The organism is Lutibacter citreus (genome assembly GCF_003260195.1).
Classification (GTDB): Bacteria; Bacteroidota; Bacteroidia; order Flavobacteriales; family Flavobacteriaceae; genus Lutibacter; species Lutibacter citreus.
Map to the genome: position 1 here is coordinate 492,049 of NZ_QEIH01000004.1, position 15,192 is coordinate 507,240.

The following is a 15,192-nucleotide window of genomic DNA, read 5'->3' on the forward strand; positions in this document are numbered from 1 at the left end:
TTAATATTTTTCAGAAATTTTAACGGTGTCACCAACCTTTACTTGCCATTCTTTTAATTCACTAATTAACTTTTTCACTTCGGAAACTGAAGATTTTTTATTTACCAGATTAGTAGTTTCCCAAGGGTCATTTTCTAAATTATAGTACTCTACGTCTCCCGTTTTAGGATAAACAATTAGTTTTTTATTATTAGAAACAACACCTCTTTGGTCATCAAACATTGCTAAATAAATAGATCCTCTACCTTTCGATTTCTTATTAATTAATGGCGTTAAACTTTGAAAATCTATATTTTTAGGTCCTTGTATTCCTAACAAATCAAATAATGTAGGGTTTACATCTTGTAAATAAACACGTTCTTTAATTTTAGTATTCGGTTTAATTTTTGGAGCTTTTATTATTAACGGAGCGGTTACACTTGGTTCGTACAAACAAACTTTTCCTGCAACTCCATTTTCACCAAAATTAATTCCGTGATCAGACATAAATACAATAATGGTATTATCGTAAACACCTTTTTGTTTCAACGCCTTAATAATATCACCCACTCTAACATCCATATGCGTTACCATTGCATTATTCTGCTGAACTCTAGATTGCATTGTTTTTGAACTCAAAGGATCATTTGTATACTGATATTTCACATTTTTATTCAATGGTTTCCCATTTACCACACTTGGCGGTAAAACCATATCTTTTGCAGGATATAAATCGTAATAATTTTGAGTAGTTTGTCTTGGTACGTGCGGAGCATTAAAAGCAACATACATAAAGAAAGGCTTCTCACTTTTATATTCATTTATATATTGAACAGCTTCATTACCTGTAATGTCTGTTACGTGCCCGCCAGTTGTATTGTATGTTTTTAATTGACCTGGTTGAATACTCCCTAACTTATCAAAAATGTCTTTTGGATTTTTCCCCCAAGCGTGCCATTTACCAGTCATAAATGATGAATAACCGTTTTCTCTTAAAATTTCAGGAAATGCAACTGGAGCATTGTCTTTTGTTATTTTTTGAGATTTCCAAATATGCTGCCCATAAAACAACATAGTTCTACTAGGAATACAAACCGCAGGAGACCAACAGCCCATATTGTAAGCTGCCGTAAATGAAACTCCTTCTTTTGCCAACGCATCAATATTTGGAGTTACCATTGCTGGATTTCCATAAGCACCAACTGCTTGATTGCTTTGATCATCGGATTCTATAAAAACAATATTTGTTTGAGCGTTCATATAAACACCCAAACAAATTTGTAGTACTATAAATAGTAGTTTTTTCATTGTTTGAAAAATTAGTTTTTGGCAACCTGAACTTGGTTCAGGTTCTCATCAATCTAGTAATCATTATAATGAGATTCTGAAACAAGTTCAGAATGACGGATTTAATAATTGAATTAAACAAAGAATCTTTAATCCGTTAAATAGACTTTTCGATTACGCTAAGCTTCACTCAAAATGACATATTTTATTTCAATTATTAATGCCCTCCATCTGGATGACTATCATTTGTATATCTTAACACTTTTGGATTTCCTGTTCCTCTAGCATTTGTGATTTCTGTTTTCCAAACTTTTTTTAAGTTCTCTAAAATCTCACTATTTTTTGAATCCCCAACCAAATTATGTAATTCAGCAGGGTCATTTTTAAGGTTGTATAACTCTTCATAAACCGGCTTTTCACCTTCTAATGGAGAATCAATATAACCTCTATAAACTGCAATTGCAGGATCGTGAACGGCATATAACATTTTATTTACAGGAATACCCAACATTTTAGCCGTTTCAATTTCTTTGGTAGCTGAAAAATTGTTGTTTTTATAATATCTTATATATTTCCATTCTTTATCTTGAACAGCTTCACATCGTGGATTTCCAAAATGAGTAGACCATAAATTCTCAGTATATACATATTTTCTAACCTCTGCTTTTTCACCTCTAATTAATGCTGAAATATCTTTCCCTTGAAAAGAAGCTGGTTTTTCAATTCCTGCCATTGCAACCATTGTTGCTGCAATATCTATACTTTGTACCAAAGCATCACTTTTAAACCCTCTTTGTTTTTTCTTCAATCTAGGATCTAAAACAATAATAGGTATATGTGTTGTTTTTTCGTAACATAAAGATTTTCCTCCTAAACCTTGTTCACCCATAAATAAACCGTGATCCGAGGCAAAAATAATTATAGTATTTTTTTCAATTTTTAAATCTTTTAACTTTTTTCTTAAATTACCAACCAAACGATCAATACCAGTCATAGCTTGTAATTGACGTATGTATCTTTCCTTTGTTCCTTCAGGAGTATCTACATAATTATATCCCGTTTGTCTATCTTCTGCTTTTAATAAATCCGCTGGTAATTTCGGGGTTTTTATGTCCTTTCTTGCGATGTAATTTGGTGGTAACGGAATATCTAAATCCCGATATAATGTTTTGTAAATATCATCATCATTTTTTTTCATTTTCATAGTACCAGTACTAGCACCGTGAGGTAAGTTGAAATTTATTGACAACATAAAAGGCTTATCCATAGGTCTTTCATCTAAAAACTTAATTGCACCTTTTAAACTTCTGGCGTTTGGATCAAGAAAATCATCTACACCTTCATTTATAATTTCGGGTTGCGTAAATGCAATAGCATCATTAAATATTTTATGACGATCTTTTGGGTAAAAACTTAAATGCCCGTGACCTGCATACCAATAATCAAAACTTTTTTCCATAAGTCCACTTGTATAACCACCGTCTCCAATAGGAGCATGATTTTTACCAACCCAACCCGTAAAATAACCTTCTCTACGCATAACCATTGGGTAAGATTGTGCCCAACCTTCATCAGATATACTTGTTCCCGAATTAAAGTTAACACCATGTTTACGTTCATATTGGCTCAACAATATTGAAATTCTACTTGGGGTACAAATGGCACTTGTAATGTGAGCATTTGTAAACAATACACCCTCACTTGCCATTTTGTCCAAATTTGGAGTTTGTACAATGGAATTCCCATCACACCCCATTAACCCATATTGTTGATCATCTGTTAAAACAAAAACAATATTTGGACGCTCTTGCGCATATAATGCATTAAAAATTAGACTGCAAAAAAATGCAAGTACTAGTATTCTATTTTTCATTTTATTTAAAATTTTATTATAATTCTTGTATTCTAATATTTCTATAGGTAAGTTCAGCACCTTCTGCTTGTAAAGAAATGCTTCCTTTAGTTAGTGGATTTCCATTCGCATCAAAAAGGTTTTTAATTTCGTTCACTAAATGTCCGTTTACATAAAATTTAGCCGATTTTGAACCTCTTACTTCAATTCTAACGGCATTCCATCCTTCAATTTCATAGTTTTTATATTTTACATTTTGAAAATATGCTTTTACTTTTGAGTCTAGAACCTTCTCTTTTCCATCACCTTCAACCACAGTTACTTTTGGGCCTTTTATTACCCATAAATCACCCGTATCACCTTCTTGAATTTGACATTCTAAACATACTGGCCATACTTTTTTCTCTCCTTGAATATGAAAACAAATACCAGCATCACGTTTTGCTTCAACTCTAGGTTCAAACTTACGTTCTCCCCATTTATACTCTAGCTCTAAATTGTAACTACTATATTCTTTATTAGTGGTTATTATTGCAAAAGGCGCTTTATTTCCTTTCCATTTCTGAAGTACTTCAATACTATTCTCTTTTACTTCAAAATGTTTGTTACCTTCTGCATTCTCTTTTTCAGACGTTGTAAAAACTGTACCGAAACCATCTTTTGGAAAAGGATTTTCCCAAACAATCTTTTCAGTTTGTTTTTGCTCAGTTGTTTCTCTTACCCATATATTTCTATACTCAACAGGATCATTATGGTATTGCAAATAAATTGGAGCTGTTTCTGGCATATTATCAGGATAAGAAGTTACCTTTCTATACAAAGTTGGTCCTTCATATACTTGATTATTCTGAACCAATACACCATTATGCAAAACAGTAATACAAGCCTTTTCTTTCATTTTACCATTTTTATAAACAGGAGCTTTAAATATAATATCGTAACTATTCCAATTACCTTGAGGAGTTGAAGCATTTACTAGTGGTGGGAATTGACCATAAATTGCACCTGCTTGCCCATCTGCATACGTTTCATTTACAAAACTTGATAATATTTGGACTTCAAATTTACCCATAATGTAAATACCACTATTATTTCCTTTTTGTCCATTAGGCTTTAAAGTATCATTCACTCTCCATTCAAGATGCATTTGCATATCCCCAAAACTTTGTTTTGAAGAAAGACCACCTTTGCCTGCAACCATATATGAACTATCAATTATTTTGAAGTTACTAGGTTTCCAAGCGTCTAAATTACTTCCATCAAAAAGAATAATTGCGTCTGATGGTGGTGCTGTTCTTGTTCCCTTACCTGGAATTACTCTAACTGGTTTTTCTCTAGTAACATCATGTAACCTATCTTTTAAATACAATCGCTTACTTTCTTGAGCATTAATTGTAAAAACTAGAATTAATAATGCTATCGTTATTGATGATTTTACTTTATTAAATATCATAATTTACTTGGTTGTTATTGAAATATTTGAACCTTCTAATCCTTTTGAATTAGCTTTAATTGAAATGGATCCTGAATTTTCAGTTGATTTCACAACTAGTAAACACATACCGTTAAAAGCGTTTCTATTTGAAGCCTGAAATGATTTTAATGATGTTTGATCACCATTACCAACTGCTGCTAAAACACCTTCTCCTTGAATATCAAAGTTTACTAAATTATCAGATAAAGGACACATATTTCCATCTTTATCTTCAATTTTTACTGTTATAAAAGATAAATCATTTCCATCTGCATCAATCTCACTTCTATCAGCAACCAAACTAATTTTAGCTGGTTTTCCTGCAGTTTTTATTTCTTTAGTTACAATTTCTTTGCCTTTGTTATATGCAACAACTTTTATACTTCCAGGTTGGTAAGGTACGTTCCAAGATAAACGGTATTTAGATTTATACATTCCTTTATCAAATTCATGATATTCTGCAGGAATCATAGTAAAATCTTTTCCTTTTACTTTTTTACCAAATGATTTTCCGTTAACAAATAATTCAACTTCCTCACAATTTGTATAGGAATAAACAGGGATAGTTTCTCCTTCTTTCCCTTCCCAATTCCAATGTGGTAATACGTGAACCATTGGTTCTGTAGTCCACTGACTTTGGTACAAGTAATATCTATCTTTTGGAAAACCACATAAATCTACTGGAGCAAAATATGAAGAACGTGAAGGCCAATCATCATTCCAATATCCGTGTGTTGAATTATCTCTACCTCCATAAGGGGTTGGTTCTCCAATATAATCAAAACCTGTCCACATAAATTCACCTAAAGATCTTGGCTCTTTTTCTTGCGCATCAAACTCAACATCTGGAGCATATGCCCAAGGTGGTCCAACAATTGCATCGTAACTTGAAACGTGATTTGTTGAATGTCTCTCAGTAAATTCAATTGGTAAATGATACACACCTCTACTACTTGTTAAAGATGAAGTTTCTGAACCATATAAAATCATATCAGGATTTGCTTCTAAAATTTCTTTGTAATTTTCTGGCCAATAGTTCATTCCAACTATATCAACTTCATAAGCTAATTTATTTGTAAATGGTGCTGGATAATAATTAAACCCAACCGTTGTAGGTCGTGTAATATCTTCATCATGGCAAATATCATTTAATACTTTGGTAATCTTCCAACCATCTTTTTTACTTTGCTCTAAAATTTCGTTACCAATACTCCACATTATAACCGATGGATGATTGCGATCACGTTTAATCATATCACGTAAATCACGTTCGTGCCATTTATCAAAAAACTTATTGTAACCGTTTTTCACTTTCCCTATTTTCCACTCATCAAAAGCTTCAACAATTACTACAATTCCTAATTCATCACAAGCTTTTAATATTTCTGGTGAAGGTGGATTATGACTTGTACGTAAAGCATTCACTCCCATACTTTGCATAATTTGCATCTGGCGTTGTTTTGCTCTAAAGTTAATAGCCGTACCCAATGGCCCTTGATCGTGATGCATACAAACACCATTCAATTCAACAGCATTTCCATTTAATAAAAACCCTTTGTCTTTATCAAACTCAATGGTTCTAATTCCAAATTTAGTTTCGTATTCATCAACAACTTTATTATCTACAACAACTTTGCTAATTGCAGTATATAAAACAGGATTTTTAATACCCCATAAGTTTGGATTTTCAACGCTTAAGGAAACGTTTATTTTTTCTTCGGACTTTGAATTAACTGTAATTTCTGAAGATTTTTCAACTACTACAACTCCTTCAGCATTTAAAACACTTGTTTGTAATTGTGCTTTTGAAACTGAAGTTCCGGCATTTTTAATTTTAGTTTCAATACTAACTTCAGCAGATTTTGAAGTTACTTTAGGTGTTGTAATATAAGTTCCGTATTGTGGAATATGTACTGAATTATTCATTTTTAAACGAACATTTCTATAAATACCAGCTCCAGAATACCAACGCGCAGCCAAATCTTCAGGAGACAATTGAACTGCTATTACATTATCTTCACCAAATTTAATATACTTTGTTAAATCTAATTCAAAACCAATATAACCATAAGGTCTTTCGCCAACATATTCTCCATTCAACCAAACTTTAGCATTATTCATAGCGCCATCAAATTCAATAGAAATTTGTTTTTGACTAAATTTATTATCTACAGTAAAATGTTTTCTGTACCAAGCAATACCGTGTACTGGTAAACCTCCAGTTCTAGCATTGTATTTTTTATCAAAAGGGCCTTCAATTGCCCAATCATGTGGTAAGTTTAATTTTCTCCAACCAGCATCATCAAAAACTATGTTTTTTGCTTCTTCAGGAGCTTCCTTTTGAAACAACCAATCTTTGTTGAAATTTTGATCTTCAACCGAATTAATTTCCTTCGAATCGCAGGAATTAAAAACAACAACAAAAACCAGCATAAAAAGCAGGTTATACAATTTTAGTAAATTCATAATTATATATATTTTTTGGAAAATGATTAATCAAGGTAAATATAATTTAAACTATTGCTTCTCTCAAAAAATCCATCGGCTATTTTACTCAAAAAAACATATGTTCTACCTTTTAAAACAATACATACATTTTAAACCTTTATTTACCTTAATTTTATGTCATAAAACTTCCTTATAAAATGACAGAAAAAAACAAATGTCTTAAACCTATAATTACTCTTCTCAGTATTTTACTTTTTGGCTTTCAATTATACTCTCAAGAATTTCTTATTGAAACAGAAAACTTTTCTAACAAAGGAGGTTGGGTAGTAGACCCTCAATTTGTAGAACAAATGGGGTCTCCTTATTTAATGGCCCACGGTATTGGAAAACCTGTTAAAAATGCTAAAACAATTATAAAAATTAAGGAAAAAGGAAATTATCATTTATGGGTTAGAACTATAAATTGGGCTCCTGGAAACTGGGAAGCTCCTGGTAAATTTAAATTAAAAATTGAAAAAAAAACGTTTCCTAAAGTTTTAGGAACTAACAAAAACTGGAACTGGGAATATGTTGGTCAGTATAATTTTAACAAAAAAGAAGCCCAAATTGAACTTCTAGATTTAACAGGTTTCAACGGAAGATGCGATGCTATTTATTTTTCAACGAAAAATATTGCTCCGCCTAATAAAAAAAATGAATTAAAAAAGTGGAGAAATAAAATGCTTCAACAAACAAAATCGCCTAATAAAACTGAAAATTTCGATTTAGTTATTGTTGGAGGTGGAATTGCTGGTTGCGCTGCAGCAATTAGTGCTGCAGAAAAAGGCTTAAAGGTTGCCTTAATTCATGACAGACCAGTTTTGGGAGGTAATGCAAGTGGTGAAATTAGAGTACACACCGAAGGCATTTATGGTTATTTTGAACGTATTCTTAAAATGATTGATACAGATCATTACCCAAATGGATCACCTGAAGCATATGACGATGATGAAAAGCGAATGAAAAATATGATATCCTATAAAAACATTCACCTTTACCTTAATTGGAGAGCTTATGATGCGGTATCTATAAATAATACCGTTCAATATGTAGATGCAAAGCATACAAGTACCTCTGAAAGAATAAGATTTAAAGCGCCTTTATTTGTTGATTCTACTGGTGATGGCTGGATTGGTTTTTGGACAGGAGCCAAATTTATGTATGGTCGTGAAAGCAAATCTACTTTTAATGAAGGCTGGGAAACTCACGGTGAATTGTGGAGTCCTGAAAAAGCAGATAATTTTGTGATGGGTTCTTCTGTTTTATGGAGAAGTAAAAAACTTGAAACGGTAACTTCCTTTCCTAAAGTTCCTTGGGCAATTGAAGTTGCTAAAGACTATGCGGCTGTAAACGGAGAATGGCAATGGGAATTTTCTAGAAATGATTTAAGTCAAATAGATGATGCTGAACAAATAAGAGATCATATGCTAAAAGCTATTTTTGGTTCATTTTATAATGAAAAACAAAAAATAGGTAATGAAAAACTAGCCTTAAAATGGGTAAGTTCTTTAGTTGGTAAAAGAGAATCTAGAAGACTTATTGGAGATTATATTTACACATTAAATGATGTGAAAAATCAGGTGGATTTTAAAGATGCCGTTGTATTAGAAAAAAGATCTGTTGATGTTCACTACCAACAAAACTTAAACAACCCTGAAAAACCTAATTTCCTTTCTGAAGCCTTGTTCTTTAGAACCTCTGGTTATAAACTACCTTACAGATCTTTATACTCAAAAAATATTAATAATTTATTTATGGCCGGTAGAGATTTTAGCTGTTCACACATTGGCCTTGGAGGGCCTAGAGTTATGCTTACAACAGGCCAAATGGGGGCTGCTGTTGGCTATGCAGCCTCTATATGCAAGAAATATAAAACAACACCTAGAGCCGTTTATCAAAAACATTTAAATGAATATATGAAGCTAGTTCTTTCTTCTTCTAATCAATCTCAAAACAATTAATTATTTATGAAAAATACCATTTTAAAACTATCTGTGATTTTTATAATAATTATTGGAATATTTTCTTCATTTAAAAATAAACCCAACCCTAATTGCTCTAAAATATTAGAGCTTCCTAGTTTAGATGGCGTTTTTATTAATGATGTTTATTTCTGCGAAACTGAAACAGAAGGTGCTTATTATTATAGTAAAATAGAAACTAGTGTTTGTAGTGATACTTTATGCCGAATTGTGAATTTAAAAGTATACTGGGATTTGGCAGGGAATTTAAAAAAATTCGATACAATTCCAGGAAAACAACTCACCAAAAATGACCATATTAATTTTACAAGTGAAGATTACAGTAAACTTTTAAAAACACTAAAAGACAATTATTCTGTAATTGGAAAAAAGCATGTTGGGGCATTTATTGAAAAAGATAAATTTAGAAAATCAGATAAAATTGACGGAGTTTCTGGAGCTACTAAACGGACTATTAAAGAAGAAGCTGTAGAAGGTGCTTTATACTCAACTCATACACTTTGGAAATTAATTAATGGAACTATTAAAAAGCAATTAAAAGAATATACAAATTCTAATTACTCTGAGAAATTTAAATTACAACTGTTAAATTCAGAAAATGGAAACACCAATTTGTTTGCTTTACAAAAACTTAAAGATGATGATTATGTTGAACAATTTGATTTAATTTTAAAAATCATGAAAAAGAAACATAGCTTGGTGAATTTTTATATTTCAAAAGCATTGCCTCAATCCATTTTTAAGGATGAAATTTCAAAACAAAAATTAAAAAATGTTTGGAGCTTTTTAGATGAAAACTCAAAATCTGTACTAATAGAAAATTTAAATTGATAAATATCTTTTTACTAGTTCAATGAGAATTCAACCTAGAATTAAAAAATATAAGTAACATATAATTTAATAGTTACCATTATAATTTAATTACAATTTAAACAGTGTTTTAAACCTTATTTTTATGGTGAATAAATTAAAAAAATGAAAACGGTTAACATCCCTTTTTTCTTATTCATAAATGTACTATTTAAAGTTCCTGCTTTTTTCAGGAATAAAAAGATTTTGCAACAAGTTGAAGATAAACTATCCTCTTTTAAAATAACCTTAAATAAATTTTCAATCATCAAAAAAGAACAAGACTCTAACAAAAGTATAAACTCTAATAAAATTGAAAATACGGTTGTTAATTTACGCTCTTATTATAAACTTAAAGTAACATGAAATTAATATTTAAAATTTTACTAAGTGTATTTGTTATTTCTTGCACAACAAATACAGAAAAAAAAACCAGTCCAAATGAACAAAAGGCATTCCCTCTTTATCTAAAAAATTTAGAACCAGACCGCGAGTTAAGTTCTGCAATGAAAAGAAGTTTTGAGCATTATGAGGCTCCAAGAATTTTGGATAATGAGTTGTATACTAACTTTAGATATACCGAATTAAAAGGTTTTGATTACAACAATGGTGATGGAACTATAACTAGACGTGACCCTTCAAAAGTAATTTTTGAAAATGGAAAATATTATGTTTGGTACACACATAGAAACACCGCTACAAAACCACAAGGATACCCCAAATGTAACGATACTATTCCTTCAGCGGATTGGGATTTATGTGAAATTTGGTACGCAACTAGTAAAGATGGATTTACTTGGGAAGAACAAGGCTTGGCTGTTCCGCGTCCTCCAAAACCAACTCCAGGACATAGATCGGTTGCAACTACAGATATTTTAAAATGGAAAGGGAAATTTTTCTTATACTATCAAGCTTTTAGTGTTCCTAGCGGAAAGCCTTCAGATGGAGGTGGTTCTGACGCTTGCCCAGTTGCTATGTCTTATTCAGATTCACCTGATGGTCCTTGGACTTCGTTAAATGAAGTTGTAATTCCGTTTGGAGCAAAAAATGAATGGGATCACAGAGTTATCCACGATCCATTTCCATTAGTACATAATGGAAAAATTTATATTTATTATAAATCTGGATTAGGTGAGCGTGATGCAAACGGAAAACATTGGGATTGTTGGGGAATTGCAACGGCAGATTCTCCTGAAGGCCCATTTACAAAACACCCTTTAAACCCAATAATTAATTCAGGTCACGAAACCTTTTTATTTCCTTTTAAAGAAGGTGTTGCTGCAGTAGTTGGAACTGATGGAATAGAACATTTCACCATTCAATACGCTAAAGATTGGGTAAATTTTGAAGTAGCTTCAACCACTAAACTATTACCTACTGCTGGTGGTCCTTATTCTCCAGATGCTTTTAATGATAGTAAAAATGCAGATGGAATAACTTGGGGCTTATCTCATTTTATAAATGCAGGAAATGATTGGAATAAAATGTATTCTAAATTAGGTCGTTTTGATTGTGATTTAAGTCAGAAAACAAACGATCCAAGTTTAAAAAGATCAAATGTTTTATTACCAAATGATTTATTTTTTAAATATGGTTTAAGCAAAAAACAACGTGAACGCATTTCAAAAGAAAATGAAGCTCTTTTAAACGAAAACAAATAGATGAAGAACTTTCAAAAAAGCCTGACTTTAATTTTATTTATTAGTTTATTCGCTTGTAAAAACTCAACTGAATTAGTAAATAACTCAAAAAAAGACGTTGCTATTTATACTAAAATTGATAGTATTCTTAGCCAAATGACTTTTCAGCAAAAAATTGGTCAATTGCAACAAAGAGTTATTAAAAAAATTGATGATAGCTTAAAAAATGAAATTAGAAACGGTGATGTAGGTTCTATTTTAGTGAATTTAAAACTTATTACCGATGCGTCAGTAAGAAACAAACTTCAAAAAATAGCTATTGAAGAATCTGAACTTGGAATCCCAATTATTTTTGGGCAAGATGTAATTCACGGTTACAAAACTATGTTTCCTATAAGTTTGGCACAATCGTGCTCTTGGGATACTTTAAAGGTAAAAAAAGCAGCTTCAATTGCCGCTAAGGAAGCTACAACATTAGGTATAGATTGGACTTTCGCTCCAATGATTGATGTTTCAAGGGATCCGAGATGGGGTAGAATTGCAGAATGTTACGGAGAAGATACTTTTTTGAATACTCAATTTGGTATTGCTGCCGTTAAAGGTTTTCAGGGTGAAGATGTTTCTCAACCAGACAAACTAGTTTCTTGTTTAAAACATTATGTTGGTTATGGTGCCTCAATGGGAGGTAGAGATTATCAGTATACTGAAATTTCTAAAAGAAGCTTACACGAAACTTATTTACCACCTTTTGAAGCTTGTGTAAACACCGGTGTTTTAACTGTTATGAGTTCTTTTAATGATATTAGTGGAGTTCCAGCAAGTGCTAATAAAGAAACTTTAAGAAATATTTTAAAAGATAAATGGCAGTTTCCTGGTTTTGTAATTAGCGATTGGGATGCTGTTGAACAATTAATTTATCACGGTTATGCTACTGACTCTATAGATGCAGCTTACAAAGCTCTAAACGCTGGAATTGATATTGAAATGAAAAGCAATACGTTTAAAAAAATGTTAGAAGAAAAAATAGCTATTAATGTTTTAAACGACGCCGTTAAAAGAGTTTTATATGTAAAGTTAAAAAAAGGACTATTTAAAACTCCTTATGTTGATGAAAACAGAAGTAAAACGGATTTACTTACAAAAGAACATAGATTATTGGCTAGAAAATTAGCAAGTGAAACAATGGTTTTACTAGAAAATAAAAATAGTATTTTACCCATTAAAAACAAGCCTTTAAAAATCTCTGTTGTTGGTCCATTTTCTAAGGAGAAAAATTTATCTGGTTGGTGGAGATCAAACGGGAATAAAGATGATTTGGTTGTTCCTTTTGAAGGGCTTTTAAAGAACGCTCCAAATAACATTAAGATTATTGATAAGGTAAATTCTTCAACCGATATTATTATAGCCTGTGTTGGTGAGGAATACAGTATGTTTGGCGAAAATAATAGTAGATCTAGTATTGAATTACCAAATAAACAAAGTGAATATATTAGTTCTTTAAAAAAATATAACAAACCAATTATAACTGTTGTATTTAATGGAAGACCTTTAAATTTAACTTCTGAAAAAGAAAACTCCAACGCTTTATTAATAGCTTGGCATCCTGGAACTGAAGCTGGGAATGCATTAGCTGATGTTTTATTTGGGAATGTGAATCCTTCTGCAAAATTAACAACTAGTTTTCCAGCGGCTACAGGTCATATTCCTGTTTATTACAATCATAGAAATAGCGGAAGACCAAAATACAATTCATATAAAAAAGAGTCTACCGCTCCACTCTACCCATTTGGGTTCGGTTTGAGTTATTCAACTTTTAAATATGATAACATTAAAATATCTTCTAAAGATATTTTAGAAAATGACTCTATTACTATTTCAGCCGAAATAACAAACATTAGTAATATTGAAGGTACAGAAATTGCTCAATTATATGTTCAAGATTTAGTTGGCTCAACCACAAGACCTATAAAAGAATTAAAAGGTTTTAAAAAATTGAAGCTGAAAGAAAACGAAACTAAAACGGTGAATTTCACAATCTCAACTTCTGATTTAACTGTTTTAAATGAAAACATGAAGCCTATAGTAGAGAAAGGCAGATTTAAAGTTTGGATTGGTCCAAATTCTAACAACGGTTTAGAAGAAACATTCAATATCAAATAAATTCATAAAATGAATAAGTTTAAAGTTTTCACCTCATGCTCCTAAATGTTTTATTAATTAATAGTTCATTTGGACAACTTAAAATTCCTCCTTTTTTTGGGGACAATATGATTTTACAACAAAATGAGGAAAATTATATTTGGGGATGGACTGAAAAAATTACAGACGTTAATATACATACTTCATGGAATTCAAAATCAATTGTAACAAAATCAGATAAAAATGGTTATTGGAAAATAGCTTTCAATGTTCCTAAAGCTGATTTAAAAGAACATACAATTAAAATTTCTTCAAATAAATCCTCAATCATATTAAATGATATTATGTTTGGAGAAATATGGGTTTGCTCCGGTCAATCTAATATGGAAATGACGTTAAAAGGGAATTTTAATGAACCTGTTACGGGCAGTAATAAAGCTATTGCAGAATCTTCTAATAAATTTATAAGACAATTTCGTTTAGATTATAACTTCGCTAAAACACCTATTAAAGATTGTAAGGGAAATTGGCAAAAAGCGAATCCGAATACAACACCTGATTTTAGTGCTATTGGATATTTTTTTGCAAATCAGATTTATAAAGGTATAAATGTTCCTGTTGGTATTATTAATACAACTTGGGGTGGTACAGCTATTGAATCTTGGATGGATAAAGGCTTATTAACCAACAATTTTAGGTACGTAAATTTAAATGAATTAGAAACTCAAAACGTAAACTTTAAATCTCCTACAGTTCTATACAACGCAATGATTAATCCGTTGGTTGGTTTAAAAATAAAAGGATTTCTTTGGTATCAAGGTGAATCTAATGTAAGTAACTATCCTAAAAATTATGTGGATCATTTCCCTGCTATGATAAAAAAATGGCGCAAATTATGGAACCAAGGAGACTTCCCTTTTTATTACGTTCAAATTTGCCCATTTAACTATTCCAAAAAAGATGCTTTACCAATAATAGAAGCACAATTAAAAACTATGGAACTGGTATTAAATACAGGAATGGTTACAACTGGTGATATTGGTGAGCAATGGAATATTCATCCTAAAAGCAAGAAAGAGGTTGGACAAAGATTAGCGTATTGGGCTTTAAATAAACAATATAATTTTACAAAAATTCAATATGGTGGTCCGTATTTCAAAAATCTAAAAATTGAAGAAAATAAAGCAATTATAGAATTCCAAAATGCTCCAAACGGATTAACACCTGCTAATACACCTTTAAATGAATTTTGGATTGCTGGAGCTGATAAAATATTTTATAGAGCTAATGCAAAAGTAAAAATTCAGTGGGAACTACCACATCATTTAAGAATCCCTCTTGTAGAAGTTTCACACGAAAAAGTACCTAAACCCGTTGCAATTAGATACGGATGGACAAACTATTTTGAAGCTAGTCTATTTGACACCGGTGGTAACCCTGCTTCTCCTTTTAGAACTGACAATTGGAATTCTTTTATTAAAGCTGATAATAATTAAACATGTT

9 protein-coding genes are annotated in these 15,192 nt (G+C 31.2%); 5 read left to right on the forward strand and 4 right to left on the reverse strand.

Annotated features, from left to right (window positions below; all coding sequences use genetic code 11):
• The 4 genes from DAD81_RS10930 to galB all read right to left on the reverse strand — a co-directional run bounded on the left by DAD81_RS10930 (position 1) and on the right by galB (position 7,058).
• A complete protein-coding gene (locus DAD81_RS10930) occupies positions 1 to 1,287 on the reverse strand; it encodes a sulfatase-like hydrolase/transferase (protein WP_111708291.1) in 1,287 nt (428 codons plus the stop codon).
• A gap of 196 nt (positions 1,288 to 1,483) precedes the next feature.
• Positions 1,484 to 3,139 carry a sulfatase-like hydrolase/transferase gene (locus DAD81_RS10935; protein WP_111708334.1) on the reverse strand — a complete coding sequence of 552 codons (1,656 nt, stop codon included), beginning with the start codon at positions 3,137 to 3,139 and terminating at the stop codon, positions 1,484 to 1,486.
• Positions 3,140 to 3,155: 16 nt separating this feature from the next.
• Positions 3,156 to 4,571: a 3-keto-disaccharide hydrolase gene (locus tag DAD81_RS10940; RefSeq protein WP_111708292.1), complete on the reverse strand. Its 1,416-nt coding sequence runs from the start codon at positions 4,569 to 4,571 to the stop codon at positions 3,156 to 3,158.
• Between the two features lie 3 nt (positions 4,572 to 4,574).
• Complete coding sequence (gene galB / locus DAD81_RS10945; protein WP_111708293.1) at positions 4,575 to 7,058, reverse strand: beta-galactosidase GalB; 2,484 nt, start codon at positions 7,056 to 7,058, stop codon at positions 4,575 to 4,577.
• A 179-nt stretch (positions 7,059 to 7,237) separates the two neighbouring features.
• On the opposite strand from galB, the gene DAD81_RS10950 reads away from it, so the two are divergent.
• The 5 genes from DAD81_RS10950 (at position 7,238) to DAD81_RS10975 (ending at position 15,185) form a co-directional block, all read left to right on the forward strand.
• A complete protein-coding gene (locus tag DAD81_RS10950; RefSeq protein ID WP_111708294.1) occupies positions 7,238 to 9,040 on the forward strand; it encodes an FAD-dependent oxidoreductase in 1,803 nt (600 codons plus the stop codon).
• 6 nt (positions 9,041 to 9,046) lie between these two features.
• Positions 9,047 to 9,892 (forward strand): hypothetical protein, encoded by an 846-nt coding sequence (locus DAD81_RS10955; RefSeq protein ID WP_111708295.1) that lies wholly within the window; start codon positions 9,047 to 9,049, stop codon positions 9,890 to 9,892.
• A 380-nt stretch (positions 9,893 to 10,272) separates the two neighbouring features.
• Positions 10,273 to 11,571, forward strand: coding sequence for a glycoside hydrolase family 117 protein (locus tag DAD81_RS10965; RefSeq protein WP_111708297.1), 1,299 nt, complete (start codon positions 10,273 to 10,275; stop codon positions 11,569 to 11,571).
• A complete protein-coding gene (locus DAD81_RS10970; RefSeq protein WP_111708298.1) occupies positions 11,572 to 13,710 on the forward strand; it encodes a glycoside hydrolase family 3 N-terminal domain-containing protein in 2,139 nt (712 codons plus the stop codon).
• 35 nt (positions 13,711 to 13,745) lie between these two features.
• Positions 13,746 to 15,185, forward strand: a complete 1,440-nt coding sequence (locus DAD81_RS10975) for a sialate O-acetylesterase (RefSeq protein ID WP_111708299.1) — start codon at positions 13,746 to 13,748, stop codon at positions 15,183 to 15,185.
• Positions 15,186 to 15,192: the final 7 nt, after the last annotated feature.